Genomic DNA, 16,532 nt, shown 5'->3' with positions numbered 1-16,532 from the left:
CGGACCCGCCACGAAATCAATTGGAAGATTATGACGGCGAGACGGGATCACGCGGCACACAAGCGCAAACGGCCCCGGCGAATCACGTCGCGCGGGACCGCTTTCAACCCCATCGATGGCCGAATTCGGGCAGCTTGAAAAGCGGCCCGCACGGGCAATCAGGCGTCTTTCTTCTTCAGGACCTGGCGGCCCTTGTACATGCCGGTCTTGAGGTCCAGGTGGTGCGGACGACGCAGCTCGCCGGAGTCCTTGTCCTCGACATAGGTCGGCTTCTTGATGGCGTCGGCCGAGCGGCGCATGCCGCGGCGCGACGGCGAGGTTTTTCTTCTGGGGACGGCCATATCGGTATCCTCTAGGGGTATTCGGAAGGCATCGTCCGCGAAGGGACGGCTGCAACCATGAAGCTGGCGAGCCCGGATGCCGATCAAGGCCGCGCTTATAGAGGATGGGTTGCGGCATGGCTAGGGCTCCCCGAGGCATTTTTGGCCAAAATTCGCTCCCTCCAGACCTCACCTCCGGTCGCCCCAACAGGTCTGCAGCGCGGACGCCTGCGCCCGGACCATATAGGTCGCGGACAGCCGCCGCACGCCGGGACCGGGCGTGCGCGCGCTGCGCTTGACCGGATTCGGCAGGATCGAGGCCATCAGCGCTGCCTCCCGCGGGCCCAGACCCGCGGCCGAGCGGTTGAAGGCGTAATTCGCGCCCGCCTCCACCCCGAACTGGCCGGACGGGCCGAGCTCGGCGATGTTGAGGTAGATTTCCAGGATCCGCCGCTTGCTCAGCACGAGGTCGATCCACAACGCCAGCGGCAGCTCCAGGGCCTTTCGGACATAGCTGCGGCCCTGCCACAGGAACAGGTTCTTGGCGACCTGCTGGGTGATGGTCGAGCCGCCACGGGAGACCTCGCCGTCCTCGGCGTCGTCCATCACCTCGCGTAGCGCGCCCCAATCGATGCCGTGATGGCTGCAGAATTTGGCGTCCTCGGCCGCGACCACCGAGCGCGGCAGATAGGGCGACATCGCCGACAGATCGACCCAGCGCCGCTCCATCGGCTGGCCCGTCACCGACCGCCACAGCATCAGGGTCGAGACCGGGTGACCTCCGGCATAGAACGGCGTCAGCGCGTAAGGTACGAGCAGCACCAGCACGACGACCAGGAGGATGGCTCTGACGGTACGCAAGGGCAGGCGTCGCTCGGGTTGGACCGCCACGGGGGGAGCGGTGAGGGGTGGATTATCCGACATCTCCATGAGGTTTCCCGATCTTTTACGCCATTAACCGGCCGAAAGCCGCCGCCGTCCCCGCAATTGACGAAGTCGCCGCCATCAACGATTGTCCGGCGAATTTTGCCCTTGGAGCTCTTCTTAAATGACCGCGACGGCCACCGACTTCACCCAACGCCTGGACAAGACCGCGGAGGAGACCGAGGCGCTGCTCGGCGAGCTCTTGTCCGACGCGCCGATGGCCGATGAGATCGCCCGTCCCAAGCGGCTGATCGAGTCGATGCGCTATTCCAGCCTCGGCGGCGGCAAGCGGCTGCGCCCGTTCCTGGTGGTCGAGAGCGCCGCCGTGTTCGGCGTGCCCCGCCGCGGCGCGCTGATGGCGGGCGCCGCGCTCGAATGCATCCATTGCTATTCGCTGATCCACGACGACCTGCCGGCGATGGACAATTCGGACCTGCGCCGCGGCCGCCCGACCTTGCACAAGGCCTATGACGACGCCACCGCGATCCTGGCCGGCGACGCGTTGCTGACGATCGCCTTCGACATCATCACCCGCGACGATATCCATCCCGATGCCGGCGTTCGCCTGGCGCTGACCCGGGCGCTGGCCCGCTGCGCCGGTGTCGGCGGCATGGCCGGCGGCCAGATCCTCGACCTCGCCGGCGAAGGCCGGTTCGGCGATCGTGATCCCGTCGACGTCGCCCGCGTGCAGCAGATGAAGACCGGCGCCCTGCTCCGCTTCGGCTGCATCGCCGGCGCCCTGCTCGGCCAGGCCTCGCCCGCCGAGTACCAGGCGCTCGACGATTACGGCCGCGCGCTCGGCGAGGCCTTCCAGATCGCCGACGACCTGCTCGACGTCGAGGGCGATGCCGCGACGCTCGGCAAGCCGGCCGGCGCGGACGCCGAGCTCGGCAAGACCACCTTCGTCACCCAGCTCGGCATCGAGGGCGCCAAGCAGCGCGTCCGCGACCTGCTCGCGCGCGGCGACGCCGCGCTGTCGATCTTCGGCGCCAAGGGCGACGTGCTGCGGGCCGCCGCCCACTTCGTCGCCGAACGCAAGAGCTGAGGCGGGACGGCGCGGTTGACGGGACTTCATCCTGACGATCCGGTGCTGGCGCGCTTCGCGCGATTGCCGCGCGGATTGCGCATCATCTACGCCCGTCCCCGCACCTTCATCTCGCTGGGCATCGCCGCGCTCGCATTCTTTCTCCTGCCAGGCGCGCTGCGGCTGATCACGCGGCTCCTGATCAGCTGGGACATCTTCACCACGATCTACCTCGTGCTGGTCGCGGTACTGATGCTGAGGAGCGAGCACCAGCACATCCGTCGAAAGGCAGTGATGCAGGACGACGGCCGCTTCGTGATCCTGTTGGTTACCGCGCTCGGCGCCTTCGCCAGCATCGCCGCGATCGTGTTCGAGCTCGGCGCCTCCAAGCGCGACGCCCCGGCGCTGACGCTGGCGCTGCTCACGGTCTCGCTGTCCTGGGTGGCGGTGCATACGACCTTCGCCCTGCACTACGCCCACGACTATTATCGCGGCGCCAAGCCGGGCGGGCTGCAGTTTCCGAGCGGCGACAGCGACGAGCCCGCCGACTATTGGGACTTCGTCTACTTCTCCTTCATCATCGGCATGACCGCCCAGGTCTCCGATGTCGGGATCACCGACAAGGTGATCCGCCGCACCGCGACCGTCCACGGCATCATCTCGTTCGTCTACAACACCGCGCTGGTCGCGCTGATGGTCAACATCGCAGCCAGCGTGATCTCGTCCTGATCAGTTGCACACCTCGGCGGTCGCGTTGACGCCCGGGCCGCCGCCGCCGCGATATTCCAGCCGGCAGCCCTGCCGGACCGGACGGCACAGATAGGCGTCGCAATAGATCTGGCCGGAGGACGGCTTGGGCCGCGCCTGGGCCTGCGGCTTGGGCGGAGCAAAGCTCGGCGCCACGCCGATGCCAACGCCGCCGCCGCCAACTCCGATCCCGACGCCAATGCCGACGTTTGGAGCCGGCATCGGCGCATTCGGCTCGGGTGTCACGCGGGCACGGCGGCGCGACGGCATATCCTCGTCGTCACTGGTGTCACGCTTGGCGACCGGCTTCTTCTCGCGCCGCTTCTCGCACTCATTGTCATCGTTCACGAACGAGCCCTCGGCGCAGACGATGCGGGTGCAGCGGTCGCCGTCCGACTTGTAGCCGTGCTGGCAGACCAGCGGGCAGACGCGCGCCTGCTTGAGCTTGATCGCCTGGAGCGCATCGGCCGACGCCGCCTGGGTGTCGAGCTTGGTGCCGGCGTAGCGGTTGAACTGCGACAGCGAGCGGCGCGAGGCGGAGCCCCAATCGCCGTCGGCGTCCTCGGTCAGGCAGCCGACGCGGCGCAGCTCGAGCTGCACCGACTTGGTGAGATCAGCCGGCTGCGACGCCGGGGTGAGCGAGGCCACCTGCGGCCCCTGCTGGGCGGTTGCGGCCGGCGAGGTCGCCGCGCGCGGATTATCCGCCGCCGCGAGCTGCTGCTCCTGACGCTTCCGCTCGGCCTCGGCAGCCTGCTGCTGCGCGAGTTGATTAGCCTTCTCGGCGGCGACACGCGCCTGCTCGGCTGCCTTGGCCTCGGCCTCCGCCTTGGCCAGCGTATCCTTGCGCGCGCCCTCGGACGCGAGCCGTGCCCGCTCGGCTTCCGTCACGCGCGCCTTCTCGGCGGCGGCGGCGCGGTTCTCTTCCGCCGTCAGCTTTTCGATCTGCAGCTTGGCGAGGCTCGCATAGAAGCCATCCGGATATTGCGCGAGAAACGCGTTCAGCGCGCCCTTGTTGCCGACCTGCATCGCCAGTTCGTAGTCGCGGCGCATGTCCGCCTGCGGATTGGCCGCCGGTGGCGTCACCGGCATCTGCGTCACGACGCGCGGCACGCCGGGCACCAGCGGCACGTCCTCGCCGCCGAGCGAGCCATACACGAACGGCTCCTGGCGGTTGCTGGTCGACTTCAGCACCTCGTCGCGAACGAAGCCGAACGCCTTGCGGACATCGAGCCCCGGGGTCGCGATGTGGCGCGACAGCGCCAGCGTGAACGGCGAGTTGCTGCCGTCACCATCCTGCGCGGTCGAGCCCGCCTTCGCCGAATAGGCGATCAAGGTGTTAGGGCTGGTCGGCTCGACCTTGGCGAGGCCGCGGCCGAGGCTGCGCGTCGCCACCGTCCGCTGCATGTTGCGGGTGAAGGGGTTGTCGCGGCAGGCATCGAGAATGACGAGCCGCAGCTTCTTGGCCGGCTCGACGGCGACCAGGATGCGGTCGAGCGACAAGGTCTCATCATAGACGTCGGTGTCGCGCTCCAGCCGGGCATCGATCGGGATCAGGTAGTTGGAGCCTTCGACCTCCATGCCGTGGCCGGCATAGTAGACCACCGCGATGTCGGCATCGCGCGCGGCATCGGCGAAATCGCGCAGCGCCCGCCGGGTCTCGCGCGCGGTGAGGTCGCGACGGTAATCGACGACGTCGAAGCCGGCGTTCTTGAAGGTCTGGGTCATCACCGCGCCGTCATTGGCGGGATTGGTGAGCTGCGGCACGTTCTGATAGGCCGAATTCCCGATGACTAGGGCCACCCGCTTCTCGGCGAGCGCGGGGTGGCCTGCGAGCAGCAGCGCTGCCGCAACGAGAAAACCGCTCAATCGGATTGACCACGACATCTTGAACATACTCCCAGCCTGGGAAACCTGCTGGCTCTGCCTACCAGAGGCAGCCCATTTGGCTTGTGACCAGCATCACGCAGCCTTTATTTCCGGAACATGCCGCTTCGGCCAGTATATTTCAGTCGACCGAGCATCGGTTGCAGTTCATGGCTTGCCAAGCTTGGTTTTGCATCGAAAATGCGATCCTTGTTTGTCTGGATTCCAGGGAGCAGCCCATGAGCGCCGACCGTTCCACCGTCGAATCCGTCGTCCAGGGCTATTTCGATGCGCTCTATGAGGGCGACGCCGACAAGCTCGGCGCGGTGTTCCATCCCACCGCCGACCTGCGCTGGGTCGAGAAGGGCGAGTTGAAGATCCTGACCGTGCCGGATTGGCTGGCCTGGGTGCGCAAGCGGCCCTCCGCCAAGGCCGAGGGCAAGCCCCGCGAGGACTTCATCGTCACCATCGATCGTTCGGACGACAAGACGGCGTTCATCAAGGTGCGCTGCCAGCTGCCGCCGCGCTATTTCACCGACTATCTCGTCGCCATGAAGCTCGCCGACGGCTGGCAGATCGTCTCCAAGTCCTATCGCTACGACCTCCGGGACTGAGCCCGGCGCATCGACGCCAGGCTGTCCCCGATGGAAGAGCATTTTCAAATTTTCCTGATCCTGCTGGCCGTGCTGGCGGGAACCGCGCTCGTTGCGCGCCGGGCCAATCTGGCGCCGGCGATCCTGCTGATGCTGGCCGGTATCGGGCTCGCCTTCGTGCCGGGCATGCCGGCCTTCGCGCTGCCGCCGGAGCTGGTGCTGCTCGTGGTGCTGCCGCCGCTGATCTATTCCTCCAGCGTCGCGATGAGCTGGCGCGAGTTCAAGCGCAACCTGCGGCCGATCGTGTTCCTGGCAGTCGGCTGCGTTCTGTTCACCGCAGCCATCGTGGCCGCGGCCACCCATTTTGTTCTCGGCCTGCCCTGGAGCATCGGCTTCCTGCTCGGCGCCATCGTCGCGCCGCCCGACGTGGTGGCCCCGCTCGCCATCGCCCGCCGGCTGCATCTGCCACGCCGGGTGATGGTCATCCTCGAAGGCGAGGGTCTTGCCAATGATGCGACGGCGCTGATCCTGTACCGCTTCGCGGTCGCGGCGATCACCACCGGCACCTTCTCGCTTCCGGTGGCCGCCGGCGAATTCGCAGGAATCGTGGTCGGCGAGATCGCCTTCGGCATCGGCGTCGGCTGGCTGATGCTGCGTGCGCGGCATTATTCCGACGACACCCGCGTCGAGATCACGCTGTCGCTGCTGACGCCGTATCTGGCCTACTGGATTCCCGAGCATGTCGGCGGCTCCGGCGTGATCGCCACGGTGGCTTGCGGCCTCTACATGAGCTGGAACGGACCGTTGTGGATCTCCTCCGCGACCCGCCTGCAAGGCGTGTTCTTCTGGGACCTCGTGGTCTACCTGATCGAGGGCATGCTGTTCCTGCTGACCGGCTTCCAGATGCGGCTGATCTACGAGAAGTCGAAGGTGTTTCCGCTCGACGAGATCATCATCGCCACCGCGCTGGTCGTCGCCATCGTGGTCATCGCGCGGTTTGCCTGGACTTTTCCGGCGACGATCCTGCCGCGCGTCCTGAGCAGCTCGCTGCGCGCACGTGATCCGCTGCCGCCGTGGCAGCAGACCTTCATCATCGGCTTCACCGGCGTGCGCGGCACCGTCTCGCTGGCGACCGCGCTGGCCCTGCCTTTGACGCTGCCGACGGGCGACGGCTTTCCCTATCGCGACCAGATTCTGTTCGTGGCCTTCGGCGTGATCTTCTTCACTTTGATCGGGCTCGGTTTGACCTTGCCGCTGGTGGTGCGCTGGCTCGGCGTCGGCCGCACCGGCCACGCCGAGCATGTCCGCGAGCACGAGCAGGAGATCGCCGCGCGGCGGGAGGTGCTCGATCGCGCATTGCAATCGCTGGAGACGATGACCAATGACCGCGACGTCTCCGAGGAGGTCGTGCGTCTCCTGCGCGCGCGGCACGAGGTCCGCGTCAACCAGCTGCCGGAGAACCTCAACCCGGACGACTACGATGCCTCCGCGCGCGGCATCGAGCTGACCCGCGAACTGATCGGCGTCGAGCGCAAGACCATTCATGCCATGCTCCGCGACGGCCAGATCACCGACGAAACCCGCCGCCGCATCGAGCGCGATCTCGATCTGGAAGAGGCGAGCCTCGCCAACCGGGAATATGGGCAGGCGCCGTTGTAGGCGTGGGATGCAGGCCTCGATGTGTGGGCGAGTTGTCGGGCGCAGTCGCTCGACACGCACACCGTCATTGCGAGCGCAGCGAAGCAATCCAGGATGGTGGGCGGGACTCTGGATTGCTTCGCTGCGCTCGCAATGACGTGGATGGAGCTGGGTACACTTACGTCGACTGAGTTTGTAGATACAGTTCATCATCCTCGCGCCCGCGTTTCGCGTCCGAGCATTGATCTTATCTCTCGCCCTCTTCCATCAGAGGGCGCAGGGAAGGCCGGGCCCCGACTGGGGCCCGTGGCCCGCCTGCGGAAAAAAATGCAGGCGGCAGGTACCACAGGTTCAGCCGGACAAGACCCGGCCCTCCCTGCGCGATGGTTTTAACGGCTGCTTCGCACTCTCCCCGGGGACCGGGCTTTCTTGCCCCCGTCACCGGCCCATCATCGGCCAGCTTGGCATCAGCGTCGGGATGTCAGGACCATGCGACTTGACCGTCCGCGCCATGACGTTCGTCCGCGAGCCGAGCCCGCTGCGTCACGTCGCGTCCACCGCATCCCGCCTCCACGTTCGTGACGACCGCGAAGCGCCCCTCTTCAGTGAGGCGGGACGGGCGGAAGGATCGATCTGATTTGCCCGACGGCGCAAGGCGCGGAGGTGCGACATGGTAACGCGACGGGCAGAATTTTGCGTTCCCGCGATCTCTGATCATCGCCGACGTCCCTGGTGCGAGGCCCGTCGCATCCTGCTATGATGAGTTCGATGACCCGAGAAGCTCTCGAAATGCTCCTGGAGCGTGTTGCGGCTTGGCCTGATCAGGCCCAGGCCGAGTTCGTGCGATCCTTGGAAGAGATCGAGGCGCGGCACATCGGGCCGTATCGCCTCAGCGACGACGAGCGCAAGGCCGTCCAGCGCGGATTGCGGGAGATGCGGGAGCGGAAGCTCGCCGACGACGCCGCGGTCGCAGCCGTGTTCGACCGTTATCGCGCATGAGAGTTCGTTGGTCTCAGTCGTCTCTGACCGAGATCGAGGATATCTTCGCCTACATTCATGAACGCAACGCGGCCGCGGCTTCTTCAGTCGTTGCGCGGATCGAACGGCTGACGTCCATGCTCACGGATTTCCCGCTTGCGGGCCATGTTACCGACGATCCTGAGGTTCGAGTCCTGTCCGTGGTGCGTTATCCGTTCCGGATCTTTTACGCGATTGATATGGCAGCGAACGAGGTTGTGATCTTGCACGTCCGACATGCCGCCCAAGACGACACTCAGTGACGGTATTGGGCACTCCCTCCCCGCGTCATTCCGGGGCGCGCGAAGCGCGAGCCCGGAATCCATAGCCACCACTGCCGATGAGGGACGGGATCGATGTGGCGATCGTCTTCGATCCATGTCTGCCTGTGGTTATGGACTCCGGGCTCATTCGCGCGGATTCAAAATGGCTGCGCCATTTTGCGCGCGAATGCCCCGGAATGACGACGTCGAGAGAGCTGGGCCGTCTTGGCGAGATGATGCGCTGCTGCAATGGAAACGCGGTAGCAGGCTGACGCGGCTTCACCGCTCGATCATCCAGCGCGTCACCGCCTGGTGGTAGTTCATCGGGCCGGGCACCGTCTTGTAGGTCTTCAGATAGCGGAAGCCGGCCTTCTGCAGCGCGCGGTTGGGCGCGGTGTTGTAGGCGTGCGGTTCGCAGAACAGCTGCTTGAGCTGGAGGCGCTCGAAATACAGGTCGATGCTTCGTCGGACGCATTCGGTGCCCAAGCCGCGGCCGCGCAGCTCCGCCTCGGTGACGTGCAGATGCATGTGGGCGCGGTTGCCGAACACGATGCGGTCGCAGCTGGAGAAGCCGATCGGGCGGCCGTCGAGGCGCCAGATCACGAGCAGCGCGGCGCGCTCAGTGAGCGGCAGTTCGTAGAGCGTCTTGAACAGGCCGGCCCACACCGGCTTGGTCGGCATGCGCGTCGGGTCGATGCCCATCAGGTCGAGCTGCTCGATGCTGGATGAATAGAAGTAGTCGATGACCAGCGCGGTCTCGGCGAGTTCCATTTCCCTGACATCGAGGTTCATCGCGGCATCCTGTTCAGCAGGCCTCAAGGTGCTGATCATGCGGGCAGCAGTGGGGCGGCGGGTCGGAACGCATTCGCGCGCGTGGCGGAAGGTTTCAGAATGGTGCGCGGAGGGCAAGCGGCTGCGGGTTGTGGAGACAGGACTGCTTCGCCAGACAAACGTCGCGAGTTGCGACGATAAGTGCTGCAGCCCTCTTACCTCTCCCCGCCTGCGGGGAGAGGTCGGATTGCATCGCAAGATGCAATCCGGGTGAGGGGGGCTCTCGGTGCGGTCGGTGGGTGTGGCGGCCCCTCACCCCAACCCTCTCCCCGTGAAGGACGGGGAGAGGGAGCGCACCGTCGATGCGGTGGCAGGTGGGATTCAACTCACAAAGGCACGCCAAGGATGGCGTGCGAACTAAGCGGCTTTTACGAAGCGCGCAGACGCCGCAGAGACAGGCCGCCCCTACTCCGCCGCGGTTACGCTCTCCGGCGCCTTCGCGCCGCTGCCGTAGCGCTGGTCGATGTAGTCGATGACCAGGGCCTTGAAGTCGGCGGCAATGGTCGGACCGCGCAGGGTGCGGAACTTCTTGCCGTCGACGAACACCGGGGCGGCCGGGGCTTCGCCGGTGCCGGGCAGCGAGATGCCGATATTGGCGTGCTTGGATTCACCGGGGCCGTTGACGATGCAGCCCATGACCGCAACGTTGAGCGCCTCGACGCCGGGATATCTCGTCTTCCAGCTCGGCATCTCGTCGCGGATGAAATCCTGGATCGAGCGCGCCAGCTCCTGGAACGTGGTCGACGTGGTGCGGCCGCAGCCCGGGCACGCCGCGACCAGCGGCACGAAGGTGCGGAAGCCCATGGTCTGCAGCAGCTCCTGCGCGACCTGGACTTCGAGGGTGCGGTCGCCGCCCGGCTCGGGGGTCAGCGAGATGCGGATGGTGTCGCCGATGCCCTGCTGCAGGAGAATGCCGAGCGCGGCCGAGGAGGCCACGATGCCCTTGGAACCCATGCCGGCCTCGGTGAGGCCGAGATGGATCGCGTAGTCGGAGCGCGCGGCGAGATCCTGATACACCGCGATGAGATCCTGAACGGCCGAGACCTTGGCCGAGAGGATGATGCGGTCCTTGGGCATGCCGAGCTCTTGCGCGCGTTCGGCCGAGTGCAGCGCCGACTGCACCATGGCCTCGCGCATGACCGCGCGGGCATCGCGCGGGTTCGCGGACTCAGCGTTCTCGTCCATCAGCTTGGACAGCAGCTCCTGGTCGAGCGAGCCCCAATTGGCGCCGATGCGCACCGGCTTGCCGTATTTGTTGGCGAGCTCGATGATGGTCGAGAACTGGGTGTCGCGCTTGTCCTTGAAGCCGACATTGCCGGGATTGATGCGGTACTTGGCGAGCGCCTCGGCGCAGGCGGGGTACTCGGTCAGCAGCTTGTGGCCGATATAGTGGAAGTCGCCGATCAGGGGCGTGGTGATGCCGCGCTTGTCGAGCTGCTCGCGGATGTGCGGGACGGCGGCGGCCGCCTCGTCGCGATCCACCGTGATGCGGACCATCTCCGACCCGGCGCGCGCCAGCGCTGCGACCTGGGCCACCGTGCTCTCGACATCGGCGGTGTCGGTGTTGGTCATGGACTGGACCACGATCGGCGCCCCGCCGCCCACGGCGACGTTGCCGACCATGACTTTGGTGGTCTGATGCCGGGGAGCGGGTCCGGCGATGTCGTTCTGGGGCACTGTCTCGGGCTTGTTCATGGGCGCTCGGATATCAGGTTTTGGTGACGGTCAGCAATGGATCAGTCGCGGCGGCGACCGCGCGGTTCGGGCGGTTTACGAGAAAAAGCCCAATGATCACAAGCACGGCGGCCAGGCCAAAAGCCAGCGTCAGGGCGTCATGCAGGATGAAATAGCTCGCCACGACCCCGAATAAAGGGGTGATGAAGGTAAATGCCGACAATTTGCTGGCCGAATAGGCCTTGATCAGCGCGAACCATATCGTGAAGGTGGTCCCGACTACCCAGATCGCCTGATAGGCGAGCAGGCCGAGGACGAACGGACTGGGAACATGGGCCAGCCGCTCGCCTGCGATCAGCGCGGCGGCGGCCATGATCGGGACGGACACCGCGACCTGGTATCCGAGTGCGCGTTCCGGGGCGATCAGGCGCATCCTGGTGCCCTTGATGAACACCGTCGTGACGCCCCAGAGCAGGCCGCCGCCGACCACCAGGAGATCGCCGAGCAGGACGCGGCTGTCGACATTGGCCTGGGGGATCCCGATCGCGAGCGCCACGCCGGTGAAGCTCATGGCAAGTCCGCCCCATTGCGCCGGGCCGAGCCGCTCGCCGAGGAAGCGGAACGAGCCGAGCGCGACGAAGAACGGCGCGGTGTAGAGGAACACCACCGCGCGCGACGCCGAGGTCAAGAGCAGGCCCTGGTAGATCAGCACGAACTCGAAGCCGAACAGCGCGCCCGCGATCAGGCCGAGCCACAGCGTGCCGTCGCGCTCGAACATCTTCACGCCGCGCAGCTGCGCGAAGATCAGCAGCACCGGCAGCGCGCCGGCGGAGCGGAACGTCGCCTGCAGCATCGGCGGCACTTCGGGCAGTGCCAGCTTGATCGCGATCTGGTTGAACGCCCAGGACAGGCAGAGCACGAGCGTGATGGCGATGGCGCCCGGACCGAGCGGGCGGGTGGCGGCGGACGAGGGCGACGTTGCGGACACGAGGATTGGGGCTCCCTGAGGCGTTTCTGTTTTGGACCGCTTGTTGTGCGGTCAGCTTGGTTCGTTGGTCTCGTTCAAGGCAAACGTCGTTCGGCAACGGTGGTCCTCACCTCGCCCCGCTTGCGGGGAGAGGTCGGATTGCATCGCAAGATGCAATCCGGATGAGGGGGTACAGGTCTCACTTGAGGCACTTCTCGCGTGGCCGCCCCTCACCCCAACCCTCTCCCCGTGAAGGACGGGGAGAGGGGGGCGCACCGTCGCCGGGGCGAAAATCTCGAATACGATGATTAGTTGGACGTGTACACCTTGCGGCGCGGCAACGATCTCACGCCGCCTTCTGGCAGTGCGCACAGAGGCCGGTGATCTCGACGACCGACATCTTCGGCAGGAACCCCGATGCGGCCGCAGCGCTCTTGAGGCTTTCGGCGATCGGCGCTGCGGGAACCTCGCCGACCGCGCCGCAGCTTTCGCAGATCAGGAACGCGACCAGCGCGGTCTGCTCGTGATCATGCGCGCAGGCGAGAAAGGCGTTGCGGCTTTCGATGCGGTGCACCAGGCCGTTGGCCATCAGGAACTCGAGCGCGCGATACACCGTGATCGGGGCCGGCCGCGTCCCGGACTTGGCGAGTTCCTCGATGATCTCGTAGGCGCCGAGCGGCCGATGGCTCGACAGCAGCGATTCCAGCACCTGGCGGCGCTGCGGCGTGAACTTCTGGCCGCGCTGCGCGCACACGCGCTCGGCATGGTCGAGGGCGTCGGCCGCGCAGCGGCCATGATCGTGGTCGGGTGCCGGGAAGATGGGTTTGGCGAGGGTCATCACTCACAATCTAGCATCTCGGACCGATCCCGCCAAAGGCTGCGGCCGAGCCATGCGCCAATCGCGGGACGGGGCCGCTGCGAAACAGAATGAAATATTCATAAGCTTGCTTATCATATCCAAGGCTCATTACAGCCAAAGCTTAGTTCCCTCCGATCCCGAAACGAGACACTCATGAGCCGCACCTCCGCGGACGCCAACTTCCTGTTTACCCTCGGCGAGCTGCAGCGCCTGGTGCGCGCCTATGCCGACAAGGAAGCCGCGCGCTTCGGAATGACCCGCGCACAGTGGGCCGTGCTGGCCAAGGTCGAGCGCAACGAGGGGATGAAGCAGTCCGAGCTCGCCGAGCAGCTGGAGATGCAGCCGATCACCTTGACGCGGCTGATCGACAAGCTGGCGGACGCCGGCCTGATCGAGCGCCGCGGCGACGACACCGACCGGCGCGTCAACCGGCTGTACCTGAAGAAGGCCGCGCGCCCGCTGCTCGCCAAGCTCGGCGTGCTCAAGGCCGAGCTGACCGACACCGCCCTTCAGGGGATCAGCTCAGGCGATGCCGAGCGGCTGATGACCCATCTCGAAGCCATCAAAGAAAATGTGAGAAACGCCTTGCAGTCGCTCTGCGACGAGCAGCGAAAGGAGCAGCGCTATGGCTGAGCCAGCCCTGAAACTCGCCACCGAACAGAAGGCCAGCCCCGATGCGGCGCCGGCGGCTGCCGCCGCGAAGCCGGCGCGTCCCGGAGTCCTGCGCCGCTACCGCCGCACCTTGCTGCTGGTGGTGCTGCCGCTCGTGGCCGCGATCGGCGGCTTCGTGCTGTATCTCAATGGCGGCCGCTACGTGACCACCGACGACGCCTATGTCGGCGCGCAGAAGGTGCTGATCACGCCGGACATCTCGGGCAAGATCATCAAGGTCCTCGTCAAGGAGGGCCAGCAGGTGCAGAAGGGCGACGAGCTGTTCGAGATCGACGCCGTTCCCTATCGCCTCGCGGTCGATCAGGCCAAGGCGGCACTGGCGCAGGCGCGCACGGCCTATGACAACCTCACCGCCAACATCAAGATCTACGGCCAGATGCTCGATCTGGCCAACCAGGGCATCGACCTCAAGCAGAAGGACGTCGAGCGCAAGCAGACGCTGGCCAAGAACAATTTCGGCTCGCAGCTCGACCTCGACAATGCCGCGAACGCGCTGGTGACGGCGGGCGCACAGGCGCAGTTCATCAAGCAGCAGCTCTCCAACGCCAAGACCCAGCTGCTCGGCAATCCCGATCTGCCGCTGGAGGAATTCCCGCCCTACATCCAGGCCAAGGCCAAGCTCGAGGATGCCCAGCGTGATCTCGACCACACGATCTTGCGTGCGCCGATGCCGGGCATCGCCACGCAGGTCGACCAGATCCAGCTCGGCCGCTTCGTCGCCGCCGGCACGCCGGTGTTCTCGGTGATCGACATCAGCAATCCCTGGGTCGACGCCAACCCGAAGGAGAGCGACTTCACCTATGTCGCGGTCGGCCAGCCGGTCGAGCTCGACGTCGACGCGTTCCCGAACCACCGCTTCAAGGGCACGGTCGGCTCGCTGTCGCCGGGCACCGGCGCGCAGTTCGCGATCCTGCCGCCGCAGAATGCGACCGGCAATTTCGTCAAGGTGGTCCAGCGCGTGCCGATCCGGATCTATTTCGACAAGAACGACAAGTTCGTTGCCAAGCTGAAGGCGGGCATGAGCGTCAACGTGTCGGTGGACACCGGCCATGAGCGCACGCTGGCCGGGCTGTTCGGCTCGGCGCAGGCCGCCGAGAAGGAGTAGCGTGATGAATGCGCCTGCAGCCTCATCGGCGGTTCCCGGCTTCCGCCGGAACATGGTGACGATCTGCGCCATGACGGCGACGATCATGCAGGCGCTCGACACCACCATCGCCAACGTCGCGCTGCCCTACATGCAGGGCACCTTGTCGGCCTCGACCGACCAGATCAACTGGGTGCTGACGTCCTACATCGTGGCGGCGGCAATCATGACCGCGCCTGTGGGGTGGATCGCCAACCGCTTCGGCCGCAAGCGCACCTTCATCATCTGCTCGGCCGGCTTCACCATCGCCTCCGTGATGTGCGGTCTCGCCCAGGACATCACGCAGATGGTGCTATTTCGCCTGCTGCAGGGCGTGTTCGGCGCCTCCCTGGTGCCGCTGTCGCAGGCCGTGATGCTCGACTCCTACGCGCTGCATGAGCGCGCCAAGGCGATGGCGATCTGGGGCATGGGCGTGATGCTCGGCCCGATCATGGGACCTTCGCTCGGGGCGTGGCTGACCGAGACCTATTCCTGGCACTGGGTGTTCTTCGTGAATCTGCCGTTCGGCACGGTCACCGTGCTCGGGCTGATGGCGTTCATGGAGGAAACCAAGCCGAATGCCGAGCTGACATTCGACTGGTTCGGCTTCATGGCGCTCGCCATCGGCATCGGCTCGCTGCAGATCGCGCTCGACCGCGGCGAAGACCAGGGCTGGCTCGAGAGCAACGAGATCATCATCGAGTTCATCGTCGCCGCGGTCGGCTTCTACTACTTCCTGGCGCATTCGCTGACGACCAGGCGGCCGTTCATCCAGTTCGCGCTGTTCAAGGACCGTAATTTCGTCGGCGGCTGCGTGTTCATGACGGTGATGGGCCTGGTGCTGTTCTCCACCATGGCGCTGTCCTCGCCTTACTTACAGAACGTCATCGGCTATCCGATCATCACCGCGGGCGTGCTGCTCGCGACCCGCGGCTGCGGCACGTTCGCCGCGATGATGCTGGTCGGGCGTCTGTTGCGCTACATCGAGGCGCGCACCCTGATCATCGTCGGCCTGTCGCTGACGGCGCTGTCATTGTTCCAGATGACGGCCTGGACCGACCAGACCGGCGTTCCCGAGATCATCACCATCAGCATCATGCAGGGGTTCGGCTTCGGCCTCGTCTTCGTGCCGCTGTCGACGGTCGCGTTCCTGACGCTGCCGGGCGAGCTGCGCACCGATGGAACCTCGATGCTGACCCTGGTGCGCAATGTCGCCAGCTCGATCGGCATTTCGATTGCGATCGCGCAGCTCACGGAAGGCACGCGGCGGAACCACGCGATCCTGGTCGAGCACATCAACCCGTTCAATCACGCTCTGCAGATGCCGAACGTGGCTGGTCTGTTGAACCTCTCCACCGATGCCGGTCGTGCAATGGCCGACGCGATGGTGATGGTGCAGGCGCAGATCCTGGCGTTCTCGCACGACTACCAGCTGGTGATGACGTTCATCCTGGTGTCGATCCCGCTCGCGGTGATGATCGGCTCGACCCGCACGGCATTACGCGCGCAGTCAGCGCCAGCCGATCATGCCGTGATGGAGTAGTTAACCAACCGATGTTCCCGGCACGGAAAAAGCGTGCGCTATTCGGACGCAGTGTGGCGGGAGTAGCAAAAAGGTGACCGCGACGTGATGGATTTGTAACTTCAATCCGGCGCGTTTCTCGCTATCTTATCGATACCCCACTCGGCCCTGCGTATGAGTTGCGCGCAGGGACTGCACCTCATGAGCGCCCCACTCGTGAAGTGCCGGGCGGGGGCGGTGGCTCCTCCAGCGCCGCCCCCAGCCCCCGGGGAATTTTTCCCGCGAATGCGGTGGACGGCTCTCCATTCATCACACGCTTTGTCGCACACGCTCGTGCGCATCATCGTGTTCCGCGCTTGCCGCCCGACCGTGGCGACATCCAGCCTGCCTCAAGTGAGATCACGCGGTATGGGTCCCGGATCTGCGCCCGCCAACGCTGTCGCGTTGACGGGCTTGTCCGGGACGACAGCGGAGTTTGATGCGGCCTTCGCGCTC

General features: G+C 65.9%; 16 protein-coding genes. 9 read left to right on the top strand and 7 right to left on the bottom strand.

Annotated features, from left to right (window positions below):
* Nucleotides 1-158: 158 nt before the first annotated feature.
* A complete protein-coding gene (gene rpmF, locus ACQR1Y_RS09555; RefSeq protein WP_006610266.1) occupies nucleotides 159-341 on the bottom strand; it encodes a 50S ribosomal protein L32 in 183 nt (60 codons plus the stop codon).
* Between the two features lie 168 nt (nucleotides 342-509).
* Nucleotides 510-1,181, bottom strand: a complete 672-nt coding sequence (gene mtgA / locus ACQR1Y_RS09550) for a monofunctional biosynthetic peptidoglycan transglycosylase (protein WP_434876176.1) — start codon at nucleotides 1,179-1,181, stop codon at nucleotides 510-512.
* Nucleotides 1,182-1,368: 187 nt separating this feature from the next.
* On the opposite strand from mtgA, the gene ACQR1Y_RS09545 reads away from it, so the two are divergent.
* Together ACQR1Y_RS09545 and ACQR1Y_RS09540 are read left to right on the top strand one after the other, a co-directional pair.
* Nucleotides 1,369-2,289 (top strand): polyprenyl synthetase family protein, encoded by a 921-nt coding sequence (locus ACQR1Y_RS09545; protein ID WP_434876177.1) that lies wholly within the window; start codon nucleotides 1,369-1,371, stop codon nucleotides 2,287-2,289.
* A 15-nt stretch (nucleotides 2,290-2,304) separates the two neighbouring features.
* The gene (locus ACQR1Y_RS09540; protein ID WP_434858232.1) at nucleotides 2,305-2,997 is read left to right on the top strand and encodes a DUF1345 domain-containing protein; all 693 of its coding nucleotides are present in this window, start codon (nucleotides 2,305-2,307) and stop codon (nucleotides 2,995-2,997) included.
* Here the strand turns inward: ACQR1Y_RS09540 and ACQR1Y_RS09535 are convergent, their stop codons facing one another.
* Nucleotides 2,998-4,899, bottom strand: a complete 1,902-nt coding sequence (locus ACQR1Y_RS09535) for a caspase family protein (protein WP_434876178.1) — start codon at nucleotides 4,897-4,899, stop codon at nucleotides 2,998-3,000.
* Between the two features lie 218 nt (nucleotides 4,900-5,117).
* Between ACQR1Y_RS09535 and ACQR1Y_RS09530 the strand changes: the two genes are divergently transcribed.
* The 4 genes from ACQR1Y_RS09530 (at nucleotide 5,118) to ACQR1Y_RS09515 (ending at nucleotide 8,389) form a co-directional block, all read left to right on the top strand.
* The gene (locus ACQR1Y_RS09530; protein ID WP_434858230.1) at nucleotides 5,118-5,492 is read left to right on the top strand and encodes a nuclear transport factor 2 family protein; all 375 of its coding nucleotides are present in this window, start codon (nucleotides 5,118-5,120) and stop codon (nucleotides 5,490-5,492) included.
* 30 nt (nucleotides 5,493-5,522) lie between these two features.
* Entirely contained in the window at nucleotides 5,523-7,130 is a 1,608-nt protein-coding gene (locus tag ACQR1Y_RS09525) for a Na+/H+ antiporter (protein WP_434876179.1), read from the top strand.
* 747 nt (nucleotides 7,131-7,877) lie between these two features.
* Nucleotides 7,878-8,108 carry a hypothetical protein gene (locus ACQR1Y_RS09520; RefSeq protein WP_434876180.1) on the top strand — a complete coding sequence of 77 codons (231 nt, stop codon included), beginning with the start codon at nucleotides 7,878-7,880 and terminating at the stop codon, nucleotides 8,106-8,108.
* Nucleotides 8,105-8,389, top strand: coding sequence for a type II toxin-antitoxin system RelE/ParE family toxin (locus ACQR1Y_RS09515; RefSeq protein WP_434876181.1), 285 nt, complete (start codon nucleotides 8,105-8,107; stop codon nucleotides 8,387-8,389). The genes ACQR1Y_RS09520 and ACQR1Y_RS09515 overlap by 4 nt, the downstream gene beginning before the upstream one ends.
* 279 nt (nucleotides 8,390-8,668) lie before the next feature.
* Here the strand turns inward: ACQR1Y_RS09515 and ACQR1Y_RS09510 are convergent, their stop codons facing one another.
* The 4 genes from ACQR1Y_RS09510 to ACQR1Y_RS09495 all read right to left on the bottom strand — a co-directional run bounded on the left by ACQR1Y_RS09510 (nucleotide 8,669) and on the right by ACQR1Y_RS09495 (nucleotide 12,699).
* A complete protein-coding gene (locus tag ACQR1Y_RS09510; protein ID WP_434876182.1) occupies nucleotides 8,669-9,181 on the bottom strand; it encodes a GNAT family N-acetyltransferase in 513 nt (170 codons plus the stop codon).
* A gap of 444 nt (nucleotides 9,182-9,625) precedes the next feature.
* Nucleotides 9,626-10,915 carry a flavodoxin-dependent (E)-4-hydroxy-3-methylbut-2-enyl-diphosphate synthase gene (ispG, locus tag ACQR1Y_RS09505; RefSeq protein ID WP_434876183.1) on the bottom strand — a complete coding sequence of 430 codons (1,290 nt, stop codon included), beginning with the start codon at nucleotides 10,913-10,915 and terminating at the stop codon, nucleotides 9,626-9,628.
* Nucleotides 10,916-10,928: 13 nt separating this feature from the next.
* Nucleotides 10,929-11,882, bottom strand: a complete 954-nt coding sequence (locus ACQR1Y_RS09500) for a DMT family transporter (protein WP_434876184.1) — start codon at nucleotides 11,880-11,882, stop codon at nucleotides 10,929-10,931.
* 325 nt (nucleotides 11,883-12,207) lie between these two features.
* On the bottom strand, nucleotides 12,208-12,699 hold the full coding sequence (locus tag ACQR1Y_RS09495) for a Fur family transcriptional regulator (protein WP_434858223.1): 492 nt from the start codon (nucleotides 12,697-12,699) through the stop codon (nucleotides 12,208-12,210).
* A 174-nt stretch (nucleotides 12,700-12,873) separates the two neighbouring features.
* Here ACQR1Y_RS09495 and ACQR1Y_RS09490 point away from each other — a divergent pair, with 174 nt between their 5' ends.
* The 3 genes from ACQR1Y_RS09490 to ACQR1Y_RS09480 are packed head-to-tail and all read left to right on the top strand — an operon-like array spanning nucleotide 12,874 to nucleotide 16,058.
* Complete coding sequence (locus ACQR1Y_RS09490; RefSeq protein WP_434876185.1) at nucleotides 12,874-13,353, top strand: MarR family winged helix-turn-helix transcriptional regulator; 480 nt, start codon at nucleotides 12,874-12,876, stop codon at nucleotides 13,351-13,353.
* Nucleotides 13,346-14,497 carry an HlyD family secretion protein gene (locus ACQR1Y_RS09485; protein WP_434876186.1) on the top strand — a complete coding sequence of 384 codons (1,152 nt, stop codon included), beginning with the start codon at nucleotides 13,346-13,348 and terminating at the stop codon, nucleotides 14,495-14,497. The genes ACQR1Y_RS09490 and ACQR1Y_RS09485 overlap by 8 nt, the downstream gene beginning before the upstream one ends.
* Nucleotides 14,498-14,501: 4 nt before the next feature.
* The gene (locus ACQR1Y_RS09480; RefSeq protein WP_434876187.1) at nucleotides 14,502-16,058 is read left to right on the top strand and encodes a DHA2 family efflux MFS transporter permease subunit; all 1,557 of its coding nucleotides are present in this window, start codon (nucleotides 14,502-14,504) and stop codon (nucleotides 16,056-16,058) included.
* Nucleotides 16,059-16,532: the final 474 nt, after the last annotated feature.

The organism is Bradyrhizobium sp. HKCCYLRH3099, from assembly GCF_051167855.1.
Lineage (GTDB): Bacteria > Pseudomonadota > Alphaproteobacteria > Rhizobiales > Xanthobacteraceae > Bradyrhizobium.
Note: the sequence above shows the minus strand (reverse complement) of the source record. Positions and strands in the feature narration are given on the sequence as shown.

Excerpts from the sequence above, each read along its gene's own strand:
- rpmF (WP_006610266.1), bottom strand. The coding sequence starts at position 341 with ATGGCCGTCCCCAGAAGAAAAACCTCGCCGTCGCGCCGCGGCATGCGC.
- ACQR1Y_RS09545 (WP_434876177.1), top strand. The coding sequence starts at position 1,369 with ATGACCGCGACGGCCACCGACTTCACCCAACGCCTGGACAAGACCGCG.
- ACQR1Y_RS09535 (WP_434876178.1), bottom strand. The coding sequence starts at position 4,899 with ATGTCGTGGTCAATCCGATTGAGCGGTTTTCTCGTTGCGGCAGCGCTG.
- ACQR1Y_RS09530 (WP_434858230.1), top strand. The coding sequence starts at position 5,118 with ATGAGCGCCGACCGTTCCACCGTCGAATCCGTCGTCCAGGGCTATTTC.
- ACQR1Y_RS09525 (WP_434876179.1), top strand. The coding sequence starts at position 5,523 with ATGGAAGAGCATTTTCAAATTTTCCTGATCCTGCTGGCCGTGCTGGCG.
- ACQR1Y_RS09520 (WP_434876180.1), top strand. The coding sequence starts at position 7,878 with ATGACCCGAGAAGCTCTCGAAATGCTCCTGGAGCGTGTTGCGGCTTGG.
- ACQR1Y_RS09515 (WP_434876181.1), top strand. The coding sequence starts at position 8,105 with ATGAGAGTTCGTTGGTCTCAGTCGTCTCTGACCGAGATCGAGGATATC.
- ACQR1Y_RS09510 (WP_434876182.1), bottom strand. The coding sequence starts at position 9,181 with ATGAACCTCGATGTCAGGGAAATGGAACTCGCCGAGACCGCGCTGGTC.
- ispG (WP_434876183.1), bottom strand. The coding sequence starts at position 10,915 with ATGAACAAGCCCGAGACAGTGCCCCAGAACGACATCGCCGGACCCGCT.
- ACQR1Y_RS09495 (WP_434858223.1), bottom strand. The coding sequence starts at position 12,699 with ATGACCCTCGCCAAACCCATCTTCCCGGCACCCGACCACGATCATGGC.
- ACQR1Y_RS09490 (WP_434876185.1), top strand. The coding sequence starts at position 12,874 with ATGAGCCGCACCTCCGCGGACGCCAACTTCCTGTTTACCCTCGGCGAG.
- ACQR1Y_RS09485 (WP_434876186.1), top strand. The coding sequence starts at position 13,346 with ATGGCTGAGCCAGCCCTGAAACTCGCCACCGAACAGAAGGCCAGCCCC.
- ACQR1Y_RS09480 (WP_434876187.1), top strand. The coding sequence starts at position 14,502 with ATGAATGCGCCTGCAGCCTCATCGGCGGTTCCCGGCTTCCGCCGGAAC.